This window comes from Kitasatospora sp. MBT66 (genome assembly GCF_000710405.2).
GTDB classification, from domain to species: domain Bacteria; phylum Actinomycetota; class Actinomycetes; order Streptomycetales; family Streptomycetaceae; genus Kitasatospora; species Kitasatospora purpeofusca.
The window spans coordinates 400708-413338 of record NZ_JAIY01000004.1; the positions used below are offsets into that span (position 1 = coordinate 400708).

Annotated in this window: 12 protein-coding genes; 5 read left to right on the plus strand and 7 right to left on the minus strand. The window is 69.1% G+C overall.

Annotated elements, in window-relative coordinates:
• The first annotated feature begins 131 nt into the window (after positions 1–131).
• Positions 132–1088: a hypothetical protein gene (locus BI06_RS08470; protein ID WP_043466798.1), complete on the plus strand. Its 957-nt coding sequence runs from the start codon at positions 132–134 to the stop codon at positions 1086–1088.
• 103 nt (positions 1089–1191) lie between these two features.
• Here BI06_RS08470 and BI06_RS08475 read toward each other — a convergent pair whose 3' ends face one another.
• Positions 1192–1878 carry a bifunctional 2-polyprenyl-6-hydroxyphenol methylase/3-demethylubiquinol 3-O-methyltransferase UbiG gene (locus BI06_RS08475; protein ID WP_043466800.1) on the minus strand — a complete coding sequence of 229 codons (687 nt, stop codon included), beginning with the start codon at positions 1876–1878 and terminating at the stop codon, positions 1192–1194.
• A gap of 93 nt (positions 1879–1971) precedes the next feature.
• On the minus strand, positions 1972–2733 hold the full coding sequence (locus tag BI06_RS08480) for a hypothetical protein (RefSeq protein WP_043467474.1): 762 nt from the start codon (positions 2731–2733) through the stop codon (positions 1972–1974).
• A 441-nt stretch (positions 2734–3174) separates the two neighbouring features.
• Between BI06_RS08480 and BI06_RS08485 the strand changes: the two genes are divergently transcribed.
• Positions 3175–4419 carry a hypothetical protein gene (locus BI06_RS08485; RefSeq protein ID WP_233290068.1) on the plus strand — a complete coding sequence of 415 codons (1245 nt, stop codon included), beginning with the start codon at positions 3175–3177 and terminating at the stop codon, positions 4417–4419.
• A complete protein-coding gene (locus tag BI06_RS08490; protein WP_233290069.1) occupies positions 4416–5735 on the plus strand; it encodes a hypothetical protein in 1320 nt (439 codons plus the stop codon). The genes BI06_RS08485 and BI06_RS08490 overlap by 4 nt, the downstream gene beginning before the upstream one ends.
• Before the next feature lie 29 nt (positions 5736–5764).
• On the opposite strand, the gene BI06_RS08495 is transcribed toward BI06_RS08490, so the two are convergent.
• Both BI06_RS08495 and BI06_RS08500 read right to left on the minus strand, forming a co-directional pair.
• Complete coding sequence (locus BI06_RS08495) at positions 5765–6790, minus strand: hypothetical protein (protein WP_043466806.1); 1026 nt, start codon at positions 6788–6790, stop codon at positions 5765–5767.
• Positions 6791–7145: 355 nt separating this feature from the next.
• Positions 7146–8729 (minus strand): pyridoxal-dependent decarboxylase, encoded by a 1584-nt coding sequence (locus BI06_RS08500; RefSeq protein ID WP_051740509.1) that lies wholly within the window; start codon positions 8727–8729, stop codon positions 7146–7148.
• A 158-nt stretch (positions 8730–8887) separates the two neighbouring features.
• Here BI06_RS08500 and BI06_RS08505 point away from each other — a divergent pair, with 158 nt between their 5' ends.
• The gene (locus BI06_RS08505) at positions 8888–9379 is read left to right on the plus strand and encodes an Lrp/AsnC family transcriptional regulator (protein WP_030392588.1); all 492 of its coding nucleotides are present in this window, start codon (positions 8888–8890) and stop codon (positions 9377–9379) included.
• A gap of 41 nt (positions 9380–9420) precedes the next feature.
• On the opposite strand, the gene BI06_RS08510 is transcribed toward BI06_RS08505, so the two are convergent.
• Entirely contained in the window at positions 9421–10227 is an 807-nt protein-coding gene (locus BI06_RS08510) for an isocitrate lyase/phosphoenolpyruvate mutase family protein (protein ID WP_043466809.1), read from the minus strand.
• Positions 10228–10388: 161 nt separating this feature from the next.
• Between BI06_RS08510 and BI06_RS08515 the strand changes: the two genes are divergently transcribed.
• A complete protein-coding gene (locus tag BI06_RS08515; RefSeq protein WP_043466812.1) occupies positions 10389–11159 on the plus strand; it encodes a helix-turn-helix transcriptional regulator in 771 nt (256 codons plus the stop codon).
• 46 nt (positions 11160–11205) lie between these two features.
• Here the strand turns inward: BI06_RS08515 and BI06_RS08520 are convergent, their stop codons facing one another.
• Both BI06_RS08520 and BI06_RS08525 read right to left on the minus strand, forming a co-directional pair.
• Positions 11206–11727: a DinB family protein gene (locus BI06_RS08520; protein WP_030392585.1), complete on the minus strand. Its 522-nt coding sequence runs from the start codon at positions 11725–11727 to the stop codon at positions 11206–11208.
• The gene (locus BI06_RS08525) at positions 11724–12527 is read right to left on the minus strand and encodes a VOC family protein (RefSeq protein ID WP_043466815.1); all 804 of its coding nucleotides are present in this window, start codon (positions 12525–12527) and stop codon (positions 11724–11726) included. Before BI06_RS08525 ends, BI06_RS08520 begins: the two co-directional genes overlap by 4 nt.
• Between the last annotated feature and the right edge of the window lie 104 nt (positions 12528–12631).

A 12631-nucleotide genomic window follows, 5' to 3' on the forward strand; every position in this document is an offset into this window, starting at 1 on the left:
TCGCCAAGATACGACAGAATTACACGGTCGCGAGACTTCTCCCCTAGCCTGTCGCCCTATGCGCCCATGCAGGTGCGGCCTCACCCTCGTTGTATCGAGGCGCCCGCATCCGACTGGAAGGAGACGGCACCATGACCGAGCAGATCTCCAATACCCCGCCGGTATACACCGAGGTCACAGAAGTTACGCCAGAAAAATGCTCGGACTGGATGGAGAAGCGGACATGCAACCGCGTCCCCCTGAAACGGTCGAACATCGACAAATTCAGGACCATCCTTCGCAGTGGCCAGTTCCGCACCACCCATCAGGGATTCGCCCTCGACTGGCACGGCTGCCTCATTGACGGGCAACACCGCGCCGCGGCGATCATCGACACCGGGATGACTGTGACCGCCCAGGTCACCTACAACCTCGATCCCGAGACCTTCGCCGCCATCGACGGCGGACGCGTGCGGACCGCCGGTGACTTCGTCGCCCAGATCACCGAGATGAAGCAGAGCAACTCCAACGTCTACGCAGCCGCACTGAAAGTCCTGGCCAACCGTGACGCCTGCCATCACTGGACCCGCTGGACCAGCGGCCGGCTCACCGCCGAACAACTCCAGGACTTGGTATCCAGGTGGCCGGTCGAGGAGGAGCGAATCGTCCGAATGGTGGCCAAGGGCAAGCAGTGCCACGCCAGCGCGACCGGGCTCGTCGTGGCCTACAAGATCATCACAGAGAGCTGGCCAAGCCACGTGGCAGACCTCTTCTTCGACGGTATCGGCGAAGCCAGTAGGGAGTTCGTCGGCCGCGACCCGCGGGCCGTCTACACCAACACCTTGATCAATGTGAATCGCGGGGCCATCAGCCGGGACAGCGTGCAGCAGTCCGCGCAGGCCATCAAAGCCTTCAACGCGCTCGTCTCGGGCGAGACCATCGGCACCCTCAAGAAGATGAAGATGAGCGGCGTCAAGATCGTGATGGACAAGCGGACCGGCGAGGAGGTGCAACAGGAGTACCTGGCCGACCGCTACCCGGATGTCATCCCACCTGCGCTCGACCTGAGCGCCAAGTGGCTCGGGACCGACAGCACGGGCCTCAGCTGACCCACCCGTGCGCCGCTCGCCACCGGCCCCGGTCGCACCACGACCGGGGCGCCCGCGCGTCGTCGATCGATTCCCCGGAGCCCCGGTCGCAGCCCGCACGACCTCAGTTCCGCCGAGCGACGATCATCAGCGTGTTCGGCTGCGCGCGAGGAGAGGTACCCAGCTCGAAGGTCCGGACGATCCGCATGCCCGCAGTACCCAAGGCACTGCGCCAACCCTGCTCGTCGAGTTCCCATCGAGCGACCGGTCGCCCCGGCCCTCCGGGCAGCGGGAGAAGGTCCGGCCGGGGTTGCGCCCCTCGCGCTCTCGGAATGCCGCCCCGGCTCGGATGGGGTACCGAGAATGCGAGGATTCCCTGCCTCCGCAGTCGGCGGGCGACTGCCGCGAGCAGGAGCGACGGACTCACGAGACCGACAGCTCCGAACACCGAGTAGACAACATCGAACTCGCTCCGGCCCAGATTGAGAAAATCCAGGGCGTCGAAGGTCACGAACGTCAGGCCGGCCAATCTGCCGTAGCTCTCATTGGCCTGCTTGATCTGCAGGTCGACGAGATCGACGGCGGTGACCTCGGCGCCGTGAAGACCCGCCAGGTGCGCCGCATTCCGCCCGTATCCGCATCCCAGCTCCAGGATCCGCCGCCGCCGGAGCTCCTGGCCGAGTACCGGGGTGCCCGGCCCCATCCCTGGAGCCGTGCCCCATTCGAACCGCTCGGGCGGTGGCAGCGAACCGCTGCGGCTTGGTCGGTCCTGCAAAGCATAGGAATGCCATGGAGAGCTCTTCTCGATCATGCTGGTCTCCCGAGAGCGGGGTCGGGCGGGAACCACTGGAGATGCGCGGAGAGGGCCGGGGCAACTCACGGCTGCCCCGACCTCCGCGCATCCTCAGCCGGCGAACGAGGGCCGGTACGCGCGGACCCGCGCGATCCATTCCGCCTTGAACTCCTGCAGGTCCTCACGGAAGGCGGACAGCGAGGCCCCGTAGGGTGCCACCACACCACCGGTCATGTCGGCAGCCGCCTGGCAGCCGTGCACCAATCGGCCCCCCAGGGCCGCGTGGGCCTTGATCGACTCCACTCGACGGTGCTCGTTGAACCATCCACCGTGGTAGAGCTCGTCGAGCATCATGCCCTGCTCGTCGTCGAGACCGAACACAACACCGGTGGCGGCCGGGAAGAACCAGCACGGCCCAACATTGGAAATGTGCCCGTCGAGTTCCACCTTGTTCAGCGCCATGAGCGTGGCCGCCTCGTGCAACATCCGCAGGTGCTCGGCGCCGACCTGCGGGGTGGCTGCTCCAACCAGCTGCTCCTCCCGGAAGAGGTAGCCGTACACCTCGTACGCCGTCCTGAGCACCCTCGCGGCGTCAGTGGTGGACTCACCGTGGGCCCTGATGAACTCCAGGGTCAGCTGCTCCACCGAACTCGACGTCGTCTCCTGGACGGGAAGCAGCTCGGAGACCACCTTCTCCCAGTCCGCCACGAACCAGCTGCACGACTCGAAGCGGAAGAAGTACGCGGCCGGATCGACCGTGACCACCCTGCCTTCGACCGTGATACCCGGCAGTCGGCTCCACCCGGGGTGGAACGCCGTGGGGAAGGTCACGGAGATGACATCACCTCGGGAATCGACCGCCGACCGGTCCATGGAGTCCCCTTCGCCGCAGGCCTCACAGGTCGAAAATTTAATCATCATTTCTTCCTTTCGTGGAAAATGAGAACCAGCGATACATGAAATCCATGGTCGAGGTTCCGTTCGATCACCGGACGTCAGTTCGCCATATCGCCTCGCCCGGCGATCGGCACGAACTGTACGTTGTCCAACGTTTCCCGTCTCGCCATTACGGGCTTCCGATGAATCTTTTTGAACATGCCCCATGAGAGCCCAGCTCCTCTCGTGGCGACTGATTCCGGCACTACCCATTCGCCCCGGCTCGGCAAAAGGCGCATACTGGGCTCTCATGGCCTATGACTTACAAAAGAGCGAAAATAAAATGACATCAGAAAATACTATTGATCCTTTCAGTGACACCTCCTTGGCGACAACCAGGTGAGCGTCGGCGGGATGGGGATCCCTCGCCTTCAGGAGTTGACCTATATCGAGTCCGCGGCAGTGGCAGTGGCGAACGGGGAACCTTTCGAACGAATCCGCCTCTCCGTCCTCGACCGGGCGGAGAGGATCGCACGGAACAGCGACCACGACGGAACGTTCGACTCGTCGAAGTGGGAGAAACGACGCCAGGACCCGATGAGCTATGTGCACAACACCGTCGATGTCCTCAAGGAGCTGATGCGTCTGGGCTGGGTGGAGCGCCACGTACTCCCCTCGACTCCGCGATCCGCCTACGCCCACGCCCACGTGACCTACGAGACGACTCCGGCAGGACTGGCCTGGACCGATCTGGTCAAGCAGGATCAGGTCGCCGGCTACAACGCCCTGGTCGGCGCCCTGCTGAAAGCCCACCCGCAGTTCGAGGGATTCCTCCGCCTGGTCGGGTCAAGGCCTGACAGCACGGCCGACCACCTCACCGTCCCCCTGCTGCGCACCGACGGATCCTCCGAACTCGGTGACAGCGCATACCTCACGGCCTTCGTCGGACATGTCGTAGAAGCCGCACGGACAGGCGATCTGGGTTGGTCGGAAGAGCCGGAGATCATCGAGCACAGGCTTCGCACCTACGTGGACCGGGCTCTGGAACGGTGGGCCGCCCGGGCCAAGCAGCGTGCGGCCAAGGAGGACCGGACTCCGGAGCGGCCGACCACTCGAAAGCGACTCGTCATGCTGTGCGAGGAAGCCACCGTCCGGCTTGCGTTCACCGCTGCCGGCTGCCCCATGGACTACATCAGCCATGAACTGCTTCGTCGCTGGACCAGGTCACTGGGGCTCGCCAACTTCAGCTACTACGCCCCCGGACCGCATGCGCTGCGCCTCTGGGCCACTGGCACCGTGTCCGGCACAGGGGACCAGGTGGCCTTCCGCCGCACGGTTGGACCGCAGGTCCGGCAATCCGTACTCGCTGCGCTGCCACGGATCTGGAGCACGGAGGAGGGCCTGCTGGACGACGCCACCTACCATCCGGTCTGGCGCGTTCGGGCCGCAGTCTGCTGGGAACTGCGGATCTCCGACGAGGAGTTCGATGCCGCTATTGCCGCGGCCTACCACGGTGAACTGCCCGATCCGGGGTTCCGGATCCATCTCGACGAGGCCTCCCAGCTTCGTACTCCCGGCTCGGTCCGACCGCTCGTTCTGCCCAGCAGCACCGGGCAGGACCGGGTCTTCCACGTCATGAGCCTGTACAGCGCACGCCGCGCAGAGGAGGTGGCTTCCGGATGAGCGCCAACGAGTCGGTGCCCAGCGTCGTCTGGATCAGACGGGAATGGCATCTGCGTAACAACCCCTTCCCTGCCACCGGGGTGGCCAGGATCGGTGGTACAGACGCCAGAGAGAACGGCCTGTTGTACGAGCCCGACGTCCATGCCGATCAACTCAAGGAATCCATCGAGAAGTTCGTACTCGGGATGTCCTTCTCCGGACTCAAGTTCGGCTACCTGTGGTCTGCCGGCGTCATTCCCGGAGAGTCCGACGCCCGCGGCTTCGGCAAGTCCGTGCTCATGCAGCATCTGGCCGGAGCGATCAATGCCGACTTCGGCAGTACGGTCTACCAGCAGGCCGGCCTCGACGAAGCCGACGCGCGGGAGATCCCGATCTGCAGCCTGTTCACCGGCTTCGACACCGCACACGTCAGGACGCTCGGCGCGGCTCTCTTCGCCGCAGTCGAGTACGCGGTGAAGTTCCGGACCGGGGACGGCCCCTCCCTGGTTGGTCAGCTGCGCCGGAGACTGGCCGAACGAGTCGGAGACAGCGACGTCAAGGAACTCACGAAGGCCGTGGCGGACACCCACCGCACGCTGCGAGGACGGACGCTCGGCCCGCCGGACGACAAGTTGATCGTGGCGCTGTGCGACGAGGCCCCGAACGCGGCCGCCGACTACCTGACCAAGATCTCATCAGTGTCCCGCTCCCGAAACGGTGCCCTTCATATGGCCTCGTTCCTGCTGTTCGCGGCCGCCGCTGGGATCAAGCACGTTCTGCTCTGCTGCGACCAGCTGGAGGACCTGGCCAGCACCACCACGACAAAGGCCAAGCGGGATCTGGAGATCGAACGATTCCGGGACATCATCGTGGAGACCCTTCCTATGGCGGACATGGTGACTCTGGTCGCCACCATGCACCCAAGGGCTTCGATGACGATGAGGAGCGCATGGTCGCTCGCCGACCTGCCCAGCTTCGACCTCACACCGGCCAACCGGCTTCGCACGGTGGAGCTTCCGCCCCTGCGCGATGCGATTCAGGCCGCTCAGCTCCTCAAGCCCTATCTCGCCGCGGCCACCAAGGAGGACGCCCAACGCGAGGACGAGCTCTTCCCGTTCACCGCCGACGCGGTTGTCTGCCTTTTCGAGCGTTCTGCGCGGAAGCCTCGTGATGTCCTCCGGAAAGCTCACGTCGTACTGGATGCCGCCGCCAAACGGAACCTTTCGCGAATCACGGGGCAGGACGTGGAGGCGGCACTGGACGTCCCGGTCCAGCGTGGTCCGGGTCAGATCGAGCTCACTGAGTCGACCGGAATGCCCGATTGGAGTCGGGGCTGAGCGAACTCACTGAACCAGCAACCCCGTTCTCAACCCCGCATGGCCAGGTCTTCCCAGAGAGCGAGTTCAACCGCCCCACGGTGGTACTGCCTTTCCTCCGGGGCCAGTTCCTCGTAGCGCTCCACCAATCGTTGCGCTGTCACACCGACGCTGTCGTTGATCTCTCGCTCCACGACCTCCCAATCGAACCGGAGCTTCGGATCATGCAACTCCTCCCGCGGAAGGAACCGGCAGGATGCCCAACAGATAATGTCCGGTGCGTACTTGATGAGCAAACCATGCCCGCGCTGTCGGTTCTTCGGGACAGCGTGCAGCGCTGTCCTCGCCGCACGCCAAACCTCGACTGCGCGCATGACTCCAACCGGCGTCATGCGCGCGTGAAAGAGCCGCCGATGCGCAGGTGACTCGATTTCCCCCCAGAGTTGCGCCAGTCCTTCGGCGGTAGAGGCCAGATGGGCGATCTCCGGGCTCGGGCCGGACACGCAGGCGAGCGCCCGGGTCACCTCCGCCATCGACCACTGCTCCCCACGAGGCCCTGTCGCGACCCCTCGGCGCGGCTCGAACGCCCCCCGCTCCCAGTCGGCCTTCACCAATCGGTCGACGTTGGGGCTACGTACCAAGCGATCCTGTGCGGTACGGATGCTCAGGTATACGTCTGCCCGGTCATGGAGCCGGCGCGCACGTTCTCGCTCCGCACCGCACACCACCTCGACCCGGAGCAGCGCCCGGCTCACGTGGTCCGGCCCGAGTTCATCGAGAACCAGAGCGATGGTTCGGAGGCGCTGGTACCCGTCGATGATCTCAACCCCGTCGAGCCACAAGAACTCCGCGAACCTTCCGCGGTCCCCGGTGAGGCGGACGGTGTCGGCTCCGAGGGTGACGGCCCCGATCGCACCGAAGTCTTCCGGCCGCTCCCGCAGGAGGTCCACCAGGGCGAGCGCAGGAGCCTCGTCGTGAAGAAAGCCGCGAACGCTGTTGAAGCGTCTCGGAGAATCCGTGCCGACCGCGAGGTGAGCCAGCTCCAGCGCCGCAACGTCAGTTGCGAGAGACCGCATCAATCGAGCTGCGTGCAAAGGCCGTAGCAGCACACCAGGGCCTCCGGAAGCCGTCGGAACGACGGGACGGATCTGTGTCACACCTACTCAACGCGGCCAGAGCCAAAGCGTGACGCTCGGACAGATGACCGCACAATGAACCGGCTCCCCCGTCCTGCGGGACAACTACGGCGACGTGATCAGGACGCGCGAACCGGGTCGCAGCGAGCTCCCAAAGGCTCCCACCTGCTTCATCGGCTCCGGTCTCGCCAGGTCCTGGGCAGCTCTGGTCTCTTCCCCGGAGATGGCTGCACCCTGCCGAGGGACTCCGATCGACGCATCCGGTGCCCGGGGTCCGCCAGCACGCCGCAGCGACTCAGTCGGTACCGAGGGTGCCGAGGATCACCGGGTCGTGGGCGAGGTCGGCGAGGAGGGCGTCCAGCTTGGCGCGGTCGACCGAGGGCATCAGGAAGACGTGCACGTAGCCGCGCAGGCCGGCCGGGTCGCCGGGGGTGGTCAGGACGTTCTCGGAGGAGAGCGACCACTTGGCCACCAGCGCGGGGCTGGGCTTGCGGAAGCGCACGGTGATCGCGCCCGGGGTGCGGGCGGGCCAGAGCTCGGCGCCGGTCTCCCGCTCCAGTTCGCGCAGCCCGCTTTCCAGGTACTCGGCCAGCTCCTGGGAGCGGCGGATCCGGTCGACCTGGTCGCGGTAGGAGAGCCGGGACAGGTGGTCCCACAGCACCAGCGGCGAGAACCCGTTGCGGGAGCCGGCGAAGGTGCTGTCCGGGGCGCCGATGTACTCGGGCTGGGTCGGCGGTTCGAGCTGGTACTTGGTCTTGGTCATGAAGACGCCGCAGGGCCACGGCACACCGGCCCACTTGTGCCCGCTCATCGCGATCGACGCGACCATGTCGACCTCCCTGACCTCCCCGGACTCCCGGGTCGGCAGGGTGAGGCCGAAGTCGAACTCCGACAGCTCGGCCTCCGGCGTCCAGCCGAACGCCGGGTCCGCCGCGGCCATCCGCAGGAACGGCGCGTAGCCGGCGCCGAGCGCGCCGTCCACGTGGATCCAGAAGCCCCGGCGGGCGTCGTCCCCGGCGCCGGGCAGCAGCCCGTGCCGCTCGAAGACCGGCAGCAGCAGCTCGCACGCGCCCCGGACGTCGTCGTGGGCGCCCTTGAAGGTGCTGCCGAGGTTGAAGTTGACGAAGATCGGGTGCCCCTTCGCCGCGAAGAACTCCACCAGGACGGCGAGCGCTTCGGCGTCCACCGCCCCGGATCCGTCCCAGGAGCGGCCGGACGGGCCGGGCATCGAGGGCACCTCGGCGGGCCAGTCGCCGCCGAGCGGGCACTCGCCGGGGTAGTCCGCCGCGCCCACGGCGGCGAAGGTGTCGACGCCGAGCACCCGGACGGCCTTGGCGAAGGAGTAGTGGGTGTCCTCGGAGTAGAAGGCCACCGGCCGGGGCGCGCCGGGCCGGGTCAGGTAGTCGCGCGCGTTCCAGAGCGCGTACATGTTGCCCTCGGTCGAGCCCATGGACAGCATGTAGCCCCAGTACGACTCCGGGTCGGCCGGGTCGTACGACGGCCCGGCGTGCCAGAGCCGCGCGTAGTAGTCGAGCACCGCGCGCTCGACGACCTTGGTGTTGGGCTTGTAGCCACCGCTCTGGAACGGGTCGCCGAGGTTGTTGATGTTACTGAGCATGAAGCGGGCGAGGTCGAGCGCGCTGCCCGCGAGCTCCTGGGTGGCCTGGTAGCCGACCAGGTGCCGGCGCTTGCGGGTGAGGTAGCCGTCCATCCGGTCGAGCGCGCGCAGCCGCTCGCCGTCGGTGAGGCCCTCGGCGGGTATCGCGAAGTCACCGCGCTCCGGCTCCGCGTCGAGGTCGGCGGTGCCGGCGAGGTCGAGAGCAGCGGGGGCCGGGGCCTGTGCCGGGAGCAGTGGGGCGGGGACGGTGGTGGGGCTCATGGGCGCGGCACTCCGGGTTCGCTGGGCGGGGTCGGCCGGGGCCGCTCACCCGCCAGAATGGAACTTCTCCGCACCCCGGCGACAGCCTTCCGAACAAGATTCGAAATCGATCATGTTTGCCTTGCCAATGTGCGGCCGGGTCGGCGACTCTGGGCGACGTGCCGAATTTTCCGCAGGCCCACCGGGCGCCCGTCGACGACATCGACCGCGCGATTCTGCGCGTCCTCGCCGAGAACGCCCGCACGCCGAACAACGCGCTCGCCGAGGCCGTGGGCATCGCCCCCTCGACCTGCCTGGCGCGGGTGCGCACCCTGCGCGAACGCGGCATCATCCGCGCCTTCCGGACCGAGATCGACCCGGCGGCGATCGGACTGCCGCTGCAGGCGATGATCTCGGTCCGGTTGCGGGCGCACACCCGTGAGCAGAACGAGAGCTTCCGCAGCAGCGCGCCCGACCTGCCCGGCGTCCTGGCGGTGTTCCACATGGCCGGGTCCGACGACTACCTGCTGCATGTGGGCGTGGCCGGACCGGAGGAGCTGCGCGACTTCGTGGTGGACCACCTCACCACCCACCCGGCGGTGGCGCAGACCCGGACCAACCTGATCTTCGAGCAGATCCCCGGCCGCCGGTACCTCACGAACGACGGCTGACGTCCGGCCCCCGCCGTCTCGTCACCGGCCGGGCCCCGCCCTCACCGCCCGTCGGCGTACAGGGACTGCACCGCGGCGTACCCGGGAGTGCCGGCTGCGGCCGCCGGGGCGCCGTCGCGGACGGCGAGGGCGGTCGAGACGGCGGCCCCGAGGGCGGTCCGGTAGAGCAGCGAGCCGAGACTGACCCGGGCGACCCCGAGCGCCGCGAGTTCGGCCAGGGTGGGGCCGGTCGGGGACCAGAGGATGTTCAGCGGGGCGGTGACGGTGCCGCGGATCCGCGCGACGGCGGCCGGGTCGGTCAGCCCGGGCACGAACAGGCCGTCCGCGCCCGCCTGTTCGTAGGCGGCGAGTCGGCGGCCGGTCTCCTCGGCGGGATCCGGCACCGCGAGCCAGTGGGTGTCGGTGCGGGCGTTGACGAACAGCGCCGGCACCGCGGCCTTGATCGCGGAGATCTTGGCGGTGTGCACGGTCGCGGGGGTGAGTGTGCCGTCCGGGCGGCCGTCCTCCAGATTGACGCCGACCACCCCGTACTCCGCCAACTCGACGGCCAGGTCGGCGACTTCGGCCGGGTCGTCGCTGAACCCGTTCTCCACGTCGACGGAGAGCAGGTAGCGCCCGGACCGGCCGAGGCGCCGGGCCAGCCGGAGCGTCTCGTCCCGGGTGGCAGCGGCACCGTCGGGCAGCCCGGCCGCCGCCGCGACGCCGAGGCTGGTGGTGCCGATCGCGGCGAAGCCCTGCTCGGCGAGGACGGCGGCGGAGGCGTGGTCCCAGGCGTTGGGGAGCAGCAGCGGCTCGCCCGGGCGGCGGTGGAGGGCGGCGAACGGGGTGTCCAGCGGGGCGGTGCTCATCGGACGGTCCTCTCGTACGGACGGGGATCGGGTCGGTCGGGTCGGGTCGGGTCGGGTCCCCGGCGGCTCGGGCGTCGGAAGCGGTGCCCCGGGCGCCGCCCCCACGGTAGGACCGCGACGTTTCGGCGCCCGCCGAACCGTCCCGGGGGCACCATGGAGCCATGTCCCTCGCCCGACTGGCCGCCCTGCTCGCCGATCCCACCCGAGCCGCGTTCTGCACGGCCCTGCTCGACGGCCGCGCCTGGACCGCCGGTGAACTCGCCCGGCACGCGGGCGTGGCACCGTCCACCGCCAGCGAGCACCTCTCCCGGCTGATCGACGGCGGTCTGCTGGCCGAGGAGCGGCAGGGCCGGCACCGCTACGTCCGGCTGGCCGGACCGGAGGTCGCCACGCTGATCGAGGACCTGTCCGCCTTCACACCCCTGAGCGGAACGCCGGGTGAAACGCCGGACGGAACTCCGGGCCGAACTCCGGGCCGAACTCCGGGCCGGACGCCGGCCGCCGGTTCCCCCGCCCCGCGCTCCCTGCGCGAGAGCACCCGGCTGAGCGCCGAGGCCCGCGCCCGGACCTGCTACGACCACCTCGCCGGCCGGCTGGGCGTGACGGTCGGCGACGCCGTGCTGGCCCGCGGCCTGGTGACGGAGGAGGACGGCCCGGCCCTGACCGCCCTCGGCCGGGCCTGGCTGACCGACCTGGGCGCCGAACTGCCGTCCCGGGCCGGACGCCCCGGCGCCCGCCCGGTGGTCCGCACCTGCCTGGACTGGACGGAACGGCGCAACCACCTGGGCGGAGCCTTCGGCGCGCTGCTCTGCCGGACGGCGCTGGACCGGAACTGGGTGGAGCGGATCGGCTCCGGCCGCGCGCTGCGGGTCACCCCGGACGGCGAGCGGGCCCTGCGCGAACTGCTCGGCGTGGAGCCCCTGCCCGCCTGACCCGGCCCCGCTCCGCCCTCACCCGGTCGCCGCCCGCCGCCGCCCCTCAGCCCATCGTCCTCGCCCCGTCCAGCGACTCCCGGATGATGTCGGCGTGCCCGGCGTGCTGCGCCGTCTCCGCGATGATGTGCAGCAGCACCCGCCGCGCCGACCAGACGGCGCCGGGCTCGAACCACGGCGCCGCGGGCAGCGGATGCCCCAGGTCCAGGTCCGGCAGACTCGCCACCAGCGCGTCCGTCGCGGCGGCCACCTGCTCGTACCCGGCGAGCAGCCCGGCCAGGGTCTCCCCCTCGGCCATGCTGAACTGCGCCTCCCAGTCGCCGGGGTCGGACACCATCGCGTCCGCGCCGCCGACCACGAACCGCATCCAGCCCGCCTCCGTCCCGGCCACGTGCTTGATCAGCCCGCCCAGGCACAGCGCGCTGGCGGTGGTGCGCCGGGCGGCCTGCTCGTCGGTGAGGTCGCGGACCGTGTAGCGCAGGAACCCCCGGTGCTTGTCGAGGGTCTGCAGCAGGTCCGCCCGCTCGCCGCCGAGCCCGGCAGCCCCCGCCGGCTGCGGCGCGCTCACTCGGCGACCATGACCGGCATGTCCCCGGCCGTCCGGCCGAGGTCGATCACGCCGAACGCCGCGCCCTGCGGGTCGCCGACCGCCGCGAACCGGCCGAACGGGCTGTCCATCGGGCCGAAGTACAGCTTTCCGCCCCGGTCGGTGACCTTGGCGACGGTGGCGTCGCAGTCGTCCACGGCGAAGTACACGCTGAGGTAGTTCGGCGCCTCGGCCGGCAGATCGGTCGGTCCCGCCAGCATCCGGCCGAGCACCGGCTGCTCCCGGACGTGGAAGATCTTGTAGTCCACCTGCTCCGAGTCCATCCGCTTCACGGCGTAGGGGAAGACGGCGGGGAAGAAGCGGTCGGCGGCGGCCTCGTCGCGGGTGATGACCTCGGCCCAGGTGTACGCGCCCGACGCGCCCTGCTTCTCGAAGCCCTCGTGGGTCCCGGCCTGCCAGACGCCGAAGACGACCCCGGCCGGGTCCTTGGCGATCACCATCGAGCCGAACTCGCCGACGGCCATCGGGCCCATCAGGACCTCGCCCCCGGCGGCGCGGATCTTCTCGGCGCTGGTGGCGGCGTCGGGCGAGGCGAGGTAGAGGCACCAGGCGGACACCGCGGTCCCGTCCTGGCCGGGCATCGGCGGGACGATCGCCGCGACCGCCTTGCCGTCGGAGTAGGCCTGGGTGTAGTTGCCGTACTCGGAGGAGGACTCACCGAAGGTCCAGCCGAGTACGTCGCCGTAGAAGGCCTTGGCGCCCTCCACGTCGGTGAACATCGCGTCGGCCCAGCAGGGCGTTCCTTCGGGTAGCACGGGCATGGCAAAGCCTCTCGTGTGGCGTTTTGTCCCGGTTCGCCACCCTAGCCAGTACCCTGCCCCCGCGCGCGCCAAAAGGCCGGCGGCCCGCCGGGAGGACCAGTCCC

Bases quoted from the DNA above. Each gene is read 5' to 3' on its own strand.
- BI06_RS08470 (WP_043466798.1), top strand. From the start codon at position 132: ATGACCGAGCAGATCTCCAATACCCCGCCGGTATACACCGAGGTCACA.
- BI06_RS08475 (WP_043466800.1), bottom strand. From the start codon at position 1,878: ATGATCGAGAAGAGCTCTCCATGGCATTCCTATGCTTTGCAGGACCGA.
- BI06_RS08480 (WP_043467474.1), bottom strand. From the start codon at position 2,733: ATGGACCGGTCGGCGGTCGATTCCCGAGGTGATGTCATCTCCGTGACC.
- BI06_RS08490 (WP_233290069.1), top strand. From the start codon at position 4,416: ATGAGCGCCAACGAGTCGGTGCCCAGCGTCGTCTGGATCAGACGGGAA.
- BI06_RS08495 (WP_043466806.1), bottom strand. From the start codon at position 6,790: ATGCGGTCTCTCGCAACTGACGTTGCGGCGCTGGAGCTGGCTCACCTC.
- BI06_RS08500 (WP_051740509.1), bottom strand. From the start codon at position 8,729: ATGAGCCCCACCACCGTCCCCGCCCCACTGCTCCCGGCACAGGCCCCG.
- BI06_RS08510 (WP_043466809.1), bottom strand. From the start codon at position 10,227: ATGAGCACCGCCCCGCTGGACACCCCGTTCGCCGCCCTCCACCGCCGC.
- BI06_RS08515 (WP_043466812.1), top strand. From the start codon at position 10,389: ATGTCCCTCGCCCGACTGGCCGCCCTGCTCGCCGATCCCACCCGAGCC.
- BI06_RS08525 (WP_043466815.1), bottom strand. From the start codon at position 12,527: ATGCCCGTGCTACCCGAAGGAACGCCCTGCTGGGCCGACGCGATGTTC.